General features: G+C 46.5%; 12 protein-coding genes and 1 pseudogene. 3 read left to right on the forward strand and 10 right to left on the reverse strand.

Annotated elements, in window-relative coordinates; all coding sequences use genetic code 11:
- Window position 1 precedes the first annotated feature (1 nt).
- The 8 genes and pseudogenes from QF06_RS15525 to QF06_RS15560 form a co-directional block, all read right to left on the reverse strand.
- Window positions 2–1,036, reverse strand: a complete 1,035-nt coding sequence (locus QF06_RS15525; protein WP_032677038.1) for a glycosyltransferase family 2 protein — start codon at window positions 1,034–1,036, stop codon at window positions 2–4.
- 24 nt (window positions 1,037–1,060) lie between these two features.
- Window positions 1,061–2,164, reverse strand: coding sequence for a biofilm exopolysaccharide biosynthesis protein EpsG (gene epsG / locus QF06_RS15530; RefSeq protein WP_003228259.1), 1,104 nt, complete (start codon window positions 2,162–2,164; stop codon window positions 1,061–1,063).
- Window positions 2,161–3,315 (reverse strand): glycosyltransferase family 1 protein, encoded by a 1,155-nt coding sequence (locus QF06_RS15535; protein ID WP_041850509.1) that lies wholly within the window; start codon window positions 3,313–3,315, stop codon window positions 2,161–2,163. Before QF06_RS15535 ends, epsG begins: the two co-directional genes overlap by 4 nt.
- A complete protein-coding gene (gene epsE, locus QF06_RS15540; protein ID WP_003228255.1) occupies window positions 3,308–4,144 on the reverse strand; it encodes a glycosyltransferase EpsE in 837 nt (278 codons plus the stop codon). The genes QF06_RS15535 and epsE overlap by 8 nt, the downstream gene beginning before the upstream one ends.
- Window positions 4,141–5,286, reverse strand: coding sequence for a glycosyltransferase family 4 protein (locus QF06_RS15545; RefSeq protein WP_032677035.1), 1,146 nt, complete (start codon window positions 5,284–5,286; stop codon window positions 4,141–4,143). The genes epsE and QF06_RS15545 overlap by 4 nt, the downstream gene beginning before the upstream one ends.
- Before the next feature lie 11 nt (window positions 5,287–5,297).
- Complete coding sequence (locus QF06_RS15550) at window positions 5,298–7,118, reverse strand: polysaccharide biosynthesis protein (protein ID WP_172861509.1); 1,821 nt, start codon at window positions 7,116–7,118, stop codon at window positions 5,298–5,300.
- Between the two features lie 234 nt (window positions 7,119–7,352).
- Window positions 7,353–8,036: a protein tyrosine kinase EpsB gene (gene epsB, locus QF06_RS15555; RefSeq protein ID WP_003228249.1), complete on the reverse strand. Its 684-nt coding sequence runs from the start codon at window positions 8,034–8,036 to the stop codon at window positions 7,353–7,355.
- A 5-nt stretch (window positions 8,037–8,041) separates the two neighbouring features.
- A pseudogene (locus QF06_RS15560) lies at window positions 8,042–8,745 on the reverse strand (YveK family protein).
- A gap of 245 nt (window positions 8,746–8,990) precedes the next feature.
- Between QF06_RS15560 and slrR the strand changes: the two are divergent.
- From slrR to QF06_RS15575, 3 genes are all read left to right on the forward strand, one after another.
- The gene (gene slrR / locus QF06_RS15565) at window positions 8,991–9,449 is read left to right on the forward strand and encodes an HTH-type transcriptional regulator SlrR (RefSeq protein ID WP_014478046.1); all 459 of its coding nucleotides are present in this window, start codon (window positions 8,991–8,993) and stop codon (window positions 9,447–9,449) included.
- A gap of 75 nt (window positions 9,450–9,524) precedes the next feature.
- Window positions 9,525–10,994 carry a para-nitrobenzyl esterase gene (gene pnbA / locus QF06_RS15570; protein ID WP_041850508.1) on the forward strand — a complete coding sequence of 490 codons (1,470 nt, stop codon included), beginning with the start codon at window positions 9,525–9,527 and terminating at the stop codon, window positions 10,992–10,994.
- Between the two features lie 2 nt (window positions 10,995–10,996).
- Complete coding sequence (locus tag QF06_RS15575) at window positions 10,997–11,188, forward strand: hypothetical protein (RefSeq protein WP_003228241.1); 192 nt, start codon at window positions 10,997–10,999, stop codon at window positions 11,186–11,188.
- 26 nt (window positions 11,189–11,214) lie between these two features.
- Here QF06_RS15575 and padC read toward each other — a convergent pair whose 3' ends face one another.
- Together padC and QF06_RS15585 are read right to left on the reverse strand one after the other, a co-directional pair.
- Entirely contained in the window at window positions 11,215–11,700 is a 486-nt protein-coding gene (gene padC / locus QF06_RS15580) for a phenolic acid decarboxylase (RefSeq protein WP_003243190.1), read from the reverse strand.
- Window positions 11,701–11,722: 22 nt separating this feature from the next.
- Window positions 11,723–12,178, reverse strand: a complete 456-nt coding sequence (locus QF06_RS15585; RefSeq protein WP_041850507.1) for a DUF3237 domain-containing protein — start codon at window positions 12,176–12,178, stop codon at window positions 11,723–11,725.
- Between the last annotated feature and the right edge of the window lie 109 nt (window positions 12,179–12,287).

Raw genomic sequence — 12,287 nt, forward strand, 5'->3', positions numbered from 1 at the left:
CTCACCCTCTGTTTCTCATTTTGTACTCGATCACCCGCTGATACACAGCCGATGCCATAGCGACGAACGGAATCATTCTGTATTTCGCCATCAGAAGCAGGCATGACCGTTTTGCGTCAAAAGGAGCGGTACCCGTTTTTGAAAGACTTTCTTGAAACACCGGGTCCGCGCATATCACGCCAACATTTCTAAGCTTTTCAAACAGCCGGCGGCTGCCGCTCGTTTTCCATTCATTCAGCATACAGATGCTGCTGTGAAGAACGATAAAGGTATCAAGCTCCTTGCGATACTCCTCCAGTTTGTTGTTCTCCTGTAAAAACGCCGCATTCGCCTCATACAGCGCAAGTCCTGATTCAAACAATTTTTTCTGATAGCGCTGCACAATGGAGGAAAGGTGAATTCGATAATGATAGAGCGGCGTTTTTACGTAGGATACTGAGCGGGCGAAAAAGTGAGCCCTGAAGCTGAAAAACTGATCCTCGACATGCTCCAGCTCGCCTCGGAGCGGAAACGACAGCCGATGGGCTTCAATCATGCTTCTTCTGTACAGTTTGTTCCATGAAAACCCTCTGACCTTCCCTTCGAATAACGCCTTGATATAGTGCTCCTTCGGCTGATCCTGATAGGTTTGGGCAATGTCTGAGTCCATGGTTTTGCCAGTGTCCTCAAACTCTGCGGCGTAATTGCAAATGACCAGATCAGTTTTATCGCCTGCTGCCCGGAGCATCTGCTCGCAATAATCAGGCTCAATCCAATCGTCTGAATCGATAAACGCGATAAATTCGCCGCGTGCAGCTTCAATGCCTTTATTCCGAACCGCACCGAGTCCCTGGTTTTCCTGATGAATCACCTTGAACCTGTTGTCCATTTTGGCGTATTCTTCTGCGATATCCGGGCTGGCGTCAGCTGAACCGTCATTGACAATGATGATTTCAATATTGTCCATTGTCTGGTTCCGCAGTGATTCGAGACACGTTCTGATATATGTTTCTGTGTTATAAACAGCGACTAACAGACTAACCGCAGGTGTTTCCATAATGACCGGCTCCTCGTGCATAAATTACCGGGAAAAAATCGTTCTGTAAGGCAGAACCGATGAATCGACCGGCATAAGCAAATAACTGTAAAGAAAATAACAAACAACGATAGCGATATAGATAAGAGCGTTCGATTTTTCATCAAATATCCTGACGAAATAAGGGACTAAGATCATTTGATACAGACCGAAATAAATATTGAATCTGGCAAAAATCACGTCCTTTGTGGCCAAAAGGCCGAACAAAAAACCAAGTAGGCACAAATTGACTACAATATCGATTTGCGGCCACAGACTCCGCAGTCGTTCTTTATAGCAAAATGCAAGGAACAGCGGCAGAACCAAAACAGCGATTTTGATCACATTCATTCCATTTGTGTTCGTCATGAGCCATTTTTCATAATGGCTGTATGAGCTGTTTTCAAGTACAACGACAAACACAGAAATAAATTTTTGATATAAAAATGTCATGCCGAGAAATAAAGCGGATAGGCCGAATATCGCCGGAGACCAGGCTTTTCTTCTGACAATAAAGTACACCGGAATCATAATCAGCGCGGACGAATGAAAGAGCGAGCTGACCAGCACAATCAGGAAATATCGCTTCCAGTTCCCGCTAATGATATAACGGATCGCCCAAAACAAAACAGCTGCGACCATGTATTGCCTGATGCCGTTAAAAGACGCGTAGTAATGAAAGGTTCCCAAAAATAAAAAGACACTCAGCTCAAACGGCCTGCCATAGTCGGCGAGTGTCTTCATAATAAAGCTGTAGGTCACGACCGCCACCGTAAAATACATGATTTGAGGATCTTCCGTGATGAAATTCATCAGCCAAAGGAGTGCGGTAAACCCCGGATCTGTCGCTGTTTTTGCTGTGCCGAAACCGAATATCTGCCACACATTTTGATAATCGCCCGCCAATTCGTACAGCAGCGTATACGTCTGAAAATCCGTGCCGACTCGATAACGGAGACCTGACACGAGCACAAGTGAAGCGAGCGGAATCCAGATCAAAAGCTTATTCGGCCGATACCCCGTGGCAAGCGAATCGTCACGGCCGCCGCACATTTTAGCGAACCAAGACCAAATAAATACAATCCCCATATTGACGGCATATACAATCATCGGTTATGGTCCTTTTCCGTGCTGATGTTGTATACATTCAGCAGCGCTCCTACATTTTGCTGTGCATCGTAGCCAAGTTGAGCGAGTGTTTCTTTGATGAACTCACGCTTCGGCCTGCCTGCGGCGGCGGCCCTTGCAATGGTTTCAGCCCAGACGCTGATCGGCTCAGAAAGACTTAATCTTGTGACAAGCCCGAGACCGGCGTCGACTTTTTCTGTAATGCTGTCTGAAATGATGCATGGAAGCCCCGACGCCTGCGCTTCCACAAGCACAACCGGCAAGCCTTCGTACAGAGACGGCATGACAAATACATCGAATGTTCGCATCAGTTCATGGATCCGTTCTTCCGTGCCTAAAAAGAGGACGTCTGATAGCAAATTCTGCTGCCGCGCCTCCTCCTCTATCTCCCCGCGCAACGGCCCGTCTCCCGCCAGAACGAGCTGAAAGCGAACGCCTCTTTCCTTGAGATGTGCGGCAAGCTTCAACAGGAACGCGTGGTTTTTCACTTCATGAAACCGGGCCACATGGCCAATGATGAGCCGGTCGGCTGCAATGCCGCGTGCTGCTTTTTCTTCATCAGCCGCCTGCCCATTTGGGGCGAACAACTCAAGGTCAATCCCGTTAGGAAGAAGGTGAACACGCTCCCGCTCCATATTGGACTGTCCAAATAAAAACCTGCCCGCATCCTCTCCGCAGGCACACAGCGCTGTCGCATTTGCCAAAATGAGCCGCCTGAACACGAGCAGCTGCAATCGATCCTTCCAGTTGAAGCCGGTCTTCCAAGACGTATTGTGGGAGTGGCATACCCTGACCGGCACTCCGGCGAGCCTTGCCGCAAGGGCGATAAAACCCGTTTGGAAATCCGTGTGCGCATGAACGGCGCTGAACGGCCCATTTTCTTTTATCACGTTTCTCACATTCCTCACAAATGTAAGGGGATTGCTTTGCCCAATGCTCGGGACATAAAAAAGCCGCCCGCCTAAAGATAAAATCTCTTCATCATAAGCGCACGGATCATTTCGATACGTTAAAAAATCAAATTGCACTTTGCTTTTGTCCATCTTCCGATATAAATTCATTACCATGGTTTCCGCGCCGCCCCTGTTCATGCCGCTGAGAACATGGAGCACGCGCTTTTGGCTGCTATTCATGCTTGACAAGCCCTTCCTTTTGGTTCATCACTCTTTTTTTATGGTAGCGATTCATCACAGCTGCAGGCATAAAGGCGCGAATTAACGGTTTTGCGATATATATGTAATCAGATAAAGGAAGCTTCAAGCGTCTGCACGCCTGATAGACAAGAATGGCATTGTCGATTGAATACGTAAATGACCGCCGTTTGAATGCATCGCTGTCTTCCCTCACTTTATACAAGGCTTCCTGAAGATTATAGCCCCTGAAGCCCTCTTCAAAAAAGCGAAGCCACAAATCAATATCTTCCATTCGTCTCGTCCGCCGCACCGACCGGTAGCCTTTCAGCGTGCGGTAGGCACTCGCTCTCATCATAATCGTGCCGTGGCAAAATGGAGTCCCTTTTGCCATGATGCCCGGCTCCGGAACAGAAGGCAGAATGCGGGTGCCTCTTACGCCAAATTCATCAAACACAAGCATGCCGGTGCCAACCACCTGATAGTGTCGGTGCTTTTCTAAAAACGCGACCTGCTTTTCCAGACGGCGCGGAAACGAAAGGTCATCTCCGTCCTGACGTGCGATATAATCGCCTGTCGCATGCGAAAGACAATGATTTAATGATGCGGCAAGCCGCTTATTTGTTTTGTTTTGAATCAGTTTGATGCGGTCGCTGTAATGAGCGGCATACTGCTTCGCGATACGGAGCGTGCCGTCTGTTGACGCATCATCGCACAAAATCAGCTCCCAATTTTTATAGGATTGGCTGAGAATGGATTCTATGCTTTCTGCCAAAGTGCGTTCGCAATTATAAATGCCCATAATGACAGAAACTTTCGGTCCTGAGTTCATACGCTTTTCTCCTTTGTATCCATATCCATGTACGCGGAATAAATATCTGCCATTTCTTCCACCGTTCGCGCCTCCGAGAAGCGCAAGGCTGTTTTTCGGCCTTCCTGTCCCAGCTTTCGGCAGATCTCCGGCTTATGGTAAAGCTGTTCAATCCGGCGGGCAAAAGCAGCACTGTCACCGATTTTGATCAGAAAACCGTTTTCTCCGTCGCGAATGATTTCCCGATGCCCGCGATTATCTGTGGCGATCGCCGGTTTTTCTGCCGCCATTCCCTCAAGCACATTCATGCCGAGGCCCTCTCTAATGCTGGATGCGACAGATACATCCGCAAGCTGAATCAGCTCATGTATGTCGCTGCAAAAGCCGTAAAAACAGACATTGGCGGAGGCACCAAGCTTTTCAGCTAACATTTGATACGTTTGTTCCATTGCCCCTTCCCCGGCAAACACAAGGCGGAGCGAGGGGATTTTTTCTTTTAGCAAGGCTGCGGCTTCAATTAACTGCTTCTGGTTTTTGTTCAGATTGAGCTCAGCCGGATAAACCAATATAAAATCATCTTCACGGAACCCGTGCTTTTCTCTGAGTCTTTGCTGCTCTATCGGACTGACAGGCCGGAAACGCTCGGTGTTGACGCCAATGCCGTGAATTTTCTGCGTCCTTCCGCCCGGCCTTTGAAGTCCTTTCGCCCGTTTATAATCCTCTTCATTAATCGTAATCAGGCAGTCCGTATATGCTGAAAGCCATTTCTCGACCGGATAGTAAAGAAGCCAATTTTTCATTGGTGCTCCTTTGCAGAAGTGAAATCCGTGCGCTGTATACAGCACCTTTGTTCCGTGCCGCCGTGCCTGCCTCGCCGCCAGTCTGGCGAGAACGCCGCCGACCGGTGTATGGCAATGGACAATGTCGTATTCATAAGTGTCGATCACTTTCTTCAACTGCCTATAAACGGCCAGGTTCTGAGGGTCAAAAGGTGACCTGCGAATCGGGATGGAGAATTTCTCATCTACATACGGCAGCTTGGTTTGTCCGTTCGCGGCGACATGAACCTCCCAGCCCCTTTGTTTAAACCATTTAAAATAAGGGAGGTGAAAGGCCTTAAAATGATAATCAACAGTCGCGCAAAACAAGATCTTTTTCGTCATTTTCACTCCCCCTAATGAACACTGGCAGCCGTCATTTTGTCTGATGTATTGATTGCCGCAAACAGCCTCGCTCTCAGGTCGGCTTCCGACAGCTCATGAAAATCCTCGATAAAGCGCATCAGCACCGGCCAATCACCGTCCACCGCTTTACCGATGTGAATTTTCGGAAAGATTTGTTCAGCATGGACTTCATTTTTGTTCAGTAATTCTTCATACATTTTTTCGCCCGGACGAATGCCTGTGAATTCGATTGGAACCTGCTCTGTCGTGTAGCCGGACAAATGAATGAGGTTTTTGGCAAGATCTACAATCTTTACGGGCTCTCCCATATCGAGAACGAAAATCTGACGCCCTTTCGCCAGTGCCCCAGCCTGAATCACAAGCCTTGATGCCTCGGGAATCGTCATGAAATAGCGGGTCATTGCCGGATGTGTTACTGTCACCGGGCCGCCTTTTTCAATCTGTTTTTTGAAAATCGGAATGACGCTGCCTCGGCTCCCGAGTACATTGCCGAAGCGAACAGCGACAAATTTGGTTCTGCTGACTTTCCCAAGATTCATAATAATCATCTCTGCGAATCGTTTTGTCGCCCCCATTACGTTGGCTGGGTTCACCGCTTTGTCCGATGAAATCAGCACGAATGTCTCTGTTCCCGACATATCGGCTGCTTCCGCGACATTTTTTGTTCCGATAATATTGTTTTTGACCGCCTCTTCAGGATTATGTTCCATTAAAGGCACATGCTTATGGGCAGCTGCATGATAGACAACATGCGGCTCGTATTTTTTCATCAATGTAAACATTTTATCGCGGTCCTGCACATCAGCGATTTCCGTATGGAACACAATGTGTTTGCCGAATCGTCCGTTCAGCTCTGTATAAATTGAATGAATGCTGTTTTCCCCATGGCCGAGCAGAATAATTTCCTTAGGCTGAAACGCACTGATCTGCCGGCAGATTTCTGAGCCGATTGATCCGCCCGCTCCCGTGACGAGAACTGTTTTTCCTTTGATGCGATTCGAAATTTCGCTAGTGTCGAGGGTTACCGGCTTTCTGCCGAGCAAGTCCTCAGCTTTTACATCTCTAATTTGTCCGGCAGTTCGTGTGCCAAGCAGCATTTCATCAAAATGAGGCATAATTTTAATGCTTACTCCGGTTCGCACACATTCTTTATATAACACCTGAAGCTCATGGGTGCGGAGTGAAGGAATGGCAATAATAATAAAATTAATTTTGAGCTTTTGCACCGCAGGCATGATACTTTCTTTTCCGCCGATTACGGGCAGCCCCATAATTTCTAATTTATGCTTCGTTTGGTCGTCATCAATAAAAGCGACAGGTATGATATCTGGTTCATCTTTCGAAAGCAGCTGCCTGACCATCAGAGTCCCACCTGAGCCCGCCCCGATAATCAGCGCGCGGGACGAGGCGCAGCGTTTTTTCCTGATGCTTTCGTTTAATACTCTGGATAAAATACGGGTCCCTCCAATAGACAAAAGCTGAAGCACCCAACACGCGGTTAACAGTCGGAAGAACATCGTGTGATACACAGCATACTGAATGACGCCGGTCACAGCGGCTGAAAGCGTAATGCCCTTAAGCAGGACAATCAGCTCGCCAAGCCCGGTGTATGTCCACACCTGTTTATACTGATTGAACAGGAAAGCACACACATGATAGCTGAGGAGCAAGCTGACAGCGGTAAGCAGTAATGCTCCGGAGTCATAAAATTGATAGGAATCTTTTAAAAATTGATATCCTGCAATAACTGAATTTAAAACGAGGTAAGTATCCAGCGCAATAATCATTGACAGTCTTCTCCGGTAACTCAACCTTTTCCCCCCTAATTCTTTTATCGGTTTAGCTGCGGCGGTTTTCGTCTCTCCAAAAAATCAGCAGCAGCTAAACCGACAATACGTCCTATGTATATATCAGATAAGTGGGCATTTAACCCATCCTCACGCCCCGCCAGCGACGACCAGCATCTAAGGCAGCAACTTCAGCTGCCCACAGCAGAGCCGAGTGCCTCCATTGATACAGGTCAGGAGACATCACCTTTACAAAAACTAGTAGGAATAGTGTTCCGATTTTTTCATTTTCTTTTTGTTTAAAAGAGCGCCTAACAGCTTCGCATTGGATTGTTCCAGTGCATCCTTTGCTTTCAGAACGGTATCGGTTTTTGTTTTTCCGCTTAAAACGACGAGCACGCTGCCGTCTGTTTGATTTGCTAGAATCTGAGCATCTGCAACAGCCAAAAGCGGAGGGGAATCAAAGATGACGAGGCTGAATTGTTCATAGATCTCAGATATTAAATCTCCCATTGCTTTTGAAGACAGCAGTTCTGCCGGGTTTGGCGGGGTCGGCCCGCTTGTCAATACATATAAGTTATCGATCGGCGTCTTTTGCACCGTCTCACTGAGTGAAGCATTACCGACCAGCACATTTGTCAGCCCGGTTACATTATCAACCTGAAACGTCTGATTGATGGTCGGCTTTCTTAAATCGGCATCCACCAGCAGTACTTTCTTTTCCTGCTGCTGCGCAAAGACAGCCGCAAGATTCGCTGCACTGAACGATTTACCTTCACCAGGCACAGAGGAGGTGACGAGGATAGATCGCAAGTTGGTCTGGACAGATGAGAACTCAATGTTTGTCCGAATGGTGCGATATTGTTCCGCAACAACTGATTTATTGTGTAAAACAGATATTTGAGCCAAACCTCGCCTTGCTTTCTTTTTTCTAAAGATCACTCGCTTCACTCCCCGAAATGTTTTATCCGCGATTCCGCCCTTTGTGGACATCAGGAACGGAGCCTAAGCATGGCAATCCGGTTCTCTCGCTGAGCTGCCGTGCGCTTTTGCACGTATCATCGAGAAAATGCAGAAAAAATGCCAGTGTAATGCCGCCCATGACAGCAGCGCCAAAAGCCATGACCATATTTCGCAGCCTGGCCGGCTTGATCATCGGGCTTTCAGAAGCCTTCGCCTCTGATAATATATGTACGCCTTGTACATTCATTCTTTCATCTACTTCTTTTTCAAACTTGTTCACTAACGTGTTCGCAATCTCAGCCGCTTTCGCCGGATCGTGATCCTGGACGGCAACGTTGATAATTTCTGATTCATTTTCACTGCTGGTGATTACTTTTCCTTTCAGCGAGGAAGCCGATTCAGATAGGTGCAATTCCGCCTTAACTTCTTCCATCAAGGCAGTGCTTTTCATAATCGATTGGAACGTGCTGCTATACTGAAGATTTCGCTGGATGTCACTGAGATTCGAGTTTTCTTCACCGTCTGATTCATGAACCAGCACCTGTGTCGACGCCTGGTAGGTCGGTGAAATGACCTTAAATTGCACAAAACCCATCATAAGGGTGACGCCGATTGTGATGAGCAGAATCAGCACGAATCTGTGTCTGACAATCGCATATAATTCTTTGAAACTCATATTCTCATTCATGTATTCATAGCCTTCAGCCTTCCCGCGGCTGGCTTCCCGCGCCCCTTTCTGTTAATGATTGGATTATAAAAGAAAACGTTATTATTTAAAAATTGCAAAATAAGCCAATAAGTTCTCTTTAGAGAACAAAATCATGATTTTCCTCTAATTTACTGCACTTCCCTTATTATTTTAAATTTTATAAAGAACGAAAAATTCCTTATAATGAACGAAATAACGACAGGAATAGAGGAGAATTTCATATTATGATTGGAAGAATTATCCGTTTGTACCGTAAAAGAAAAGGCTATTCTATTAATCAGCTGGCTGTTGAGTCAGGCGTATCCAAATCCTATTTAAGCAAGATTGAAAGAGGCGTTCACACGAATCCGTCCGTTCAATTTTTAAAAAAGGTTTCTGCCACACTGGAAGTTGAATTAACAGAATTATTTGACGCAGAAACAATGATGTATGAAAAAATCAGCGGCGGTGAAGAAGAATGGCGCGTACATTTAGTGCAAGCCGTACAAGCCGGGATGGAAAAGGAAGAATTGTTCACTTTTACGAACAGACTCAAGAAAGAACAGCCTGAAACTGCCTCTTACCGCAACCGCAAACTGACGGAATCCAATATAGAAGAATGGAAAGCGCTGATGGCGGAGGCAAGAGAAATCGGCTTGTCTGTCCATGAAGTCAAATCCTTTTTAAAAACAATGGGAAGATGATGATCGGTTAAAGGGCTAACGTTCGCATCTATAGGGGAAATCTGTTTATAATGGGGGAAAAAGGGAGAGAACACAATGACTCATCAAATAGTAACGACTCAATACGGCAAAGTAAAAGGCACAACGGAAAACGGCGTACATAAGTGGAAAGGCATCCCCTATGCCAAGCCGCCTGTCGGACAATGGCGTTTTAAAGCACCTGAGCCGCCTGAAGTGTGGGAAGATGTGCTTGATGCCACAGCGTACGGCCCTATTTGCCCGCAGCCGTCTGATTTGCTGTCACTGTCGTATACAGAGCTGCCCCGCCAGTCCGAGGATTGCTTGTATGTCAATGTATTTGCGCCTGACACTCCAAGTAAAAATCTTCCTGTCATGGTGTGGATTCACGGAGGCGCTTTTTATCTAGGAGCGGGCAGTGAGCCATTGTATGACGGATCAAAACTTGCGGCACAGGGAGAAGTCATTGTCGTTACATTGAACTATCGGCTGGGGCCGTTTGGCTTTTTGCACTTGTCTTCATTTAATGAGGCGTATTCCGATAACCTTGGGCTTTTAGACCAAGCCGCCGCACTGAAATGGGTGCGGGAGAATATTTCAGCGTTTGGCGGTGATCCCGATAACGTAACAGTATTTGGAGAATCCGCCGGCGGCATGAGCATTGCCGCGCTGCTTGCTATGCCTGCGGCAAAAGGCCTGTTCCAGAAAGCAATCATGGAAAGCGGCGCTTCTCGAACGATGACGAAAGAACAAGCGGCGAGCACCTCGGCAGCCTTTTTACAGGTCCTTGGGATTAACGAGGGCCAACTGGATAAATTGCATACGGTTTCTGCGGAAGATTTGCTAAAAGCGGCTGATCAGCTTCGGATTGCAGAAAAAGAAAATATCTTTCAGCTGTTCTTCCAGCCCGCCCTTGATCCGAAAACGCTGCCTGAAGAACCAGAAAAAGCGATCGCAGAAGGGGCTGCTTCCGGTATTCCGCTATTAATTGGAACAACCCGTGATGAAGGATATTTATTTTTCACCCCGGATTCAGACGTTCATTCTCAGGAAACGCTTGATGCAGCGCTCGAGTATTTACTAGGGAAGCCGCTGGCAGAGAAAGTTGCCGATTTGTATCCGCGTTCTCTGGAAAGCCAAATTCATATGATGACTGATTTATTATTTTGGCGCCCTGCCGTCGCCTATGCATCCGCACAGTCTCATTACGCCCCTGTCTGGATGTACAGGTTCGATTGGCACCCGAAGAAGCCGCCGTACAATAAAGCGTTTCACGCATTAGAGCTTCCTTTTGTCTTTGGAAATCTGGACGGATTGGAACGAATGGCAAAAGCGGAGATTACGGATGAGGTGAAACAGCTTTCTCACACGATACAATCAGCGTGGATCACGTTCGCTAAAACAGGAAACCCAAGCACCGAAGCTGTGAATTGGCCTGCGTATCATGAAGAAACGAGAGAGACGCTGATTTTAGACTCAGAGATTACGATCGAAAACGATCCCGAATCTGAAAAAAGGCAGAAGCTATTCCCTTCAAAAGGAGAATAAATATGGGGAAAACAGGATACATTGGTGCTGCCATTGTTGTGGCAGCTTGTATCATTATTTTGTCGGCCGTGGTATGTTTACGGGACACAGTCTATTACCAGCCTATGCGCTGGACTGGCATCATACTGTTTTTCGCGGGAATTGTGATGGTTCCCGCATACTCAGCAAAAAGAAAACCCGGAAAAGAGAAGTAATTCTCTTTTCTGGGTTTTTATGTTTATTATAATCTTCCCGCGCGAATATCGTCTGTCATTCCCTCATAAGGAGCCTTCGAAATCACTTCTTCGTTGTCGACTCCTTCATTTTTCAGAAATGTAATTTCCGCAAATTCAGGTACAACGTATTTTGGATACGTTTCATATTTTTCGCGGGATTCTTTCATCAAATCAATGTGGTCATTTTGGTAGCAAACCGTAATTTCAGGATGTTCATGTACCCATTTCGGGAAGAAAATAATGCCATGCATGCGTTTTTCATTTGGCATAAAGTTTAATGAAACATCCGTGCCAGTCGGCTCTGTCCAAGACACTTTATATACGCCTTCTGTCAGTTTGACAATATTCACTTCCTGATCCCGAACCCAGCGTCCGGCAACCATTCCGCTATGAATTCTATAATCAATTGTATGGTCGTTTTTAATATAAATCTCGTATTCCCATCCGTTTTCATACGTATAAATCATGTGGCTTCCGATAAAGTTTTCCATCTTACACACTCTCCTTAGTCTTTTACTGTACTTCATAAATGTCTAGTAGAACGTAATCAGGGGTTCTTTCTGCGGAACCGATAAACAAGCGGTCATGGAGCCATTGATAGACTTCACTGCCTGTTTCAAACGTCGGTACCGTACGAAAATAAACATGTTCCGGTTCAATAATTTCCCCGGCTGCCGCTTGTTTTCGAAACGGCTCGCTGACTTGCCGTATTCCATTGTTTTCAATGTAAATCAGTTCATGATCTGCTGTTTCAATCACATACCTGGCAGATAAATCTGTTCTGCCGTTAGCGCGAATCATTTGTGAATCGGCACCGCCCGGCAAAATACGTCCCTTTACTTCCCCGGTTATTGTTCCCGAACGAATCGGAATGAATCGTCTCAGTCCCAGGCTTGTCTCACCAATCGTGATAGGCGGATCAACCTTGATTTCTAAAGAGGCGAATGGTTTTAAAACCGGCTTCTTCACGAGAACCACCTCACCTTCAGAAAAAAATCATGTAACTATTTACATGTTTACTTTAACACCATTGCAGTTAACTGTCAAACAATAGGAACATAAAAAAACAAGGACTGTT

Origin of the sequence: Bacillus sp. YP1 (assembly GCF_000877815.1) — a bacterium.
GTDB lineage: Bacteria > Bacillota > Bacilli > Bacillales > Bacillaceae > Bacillus > Bacillus subtilis.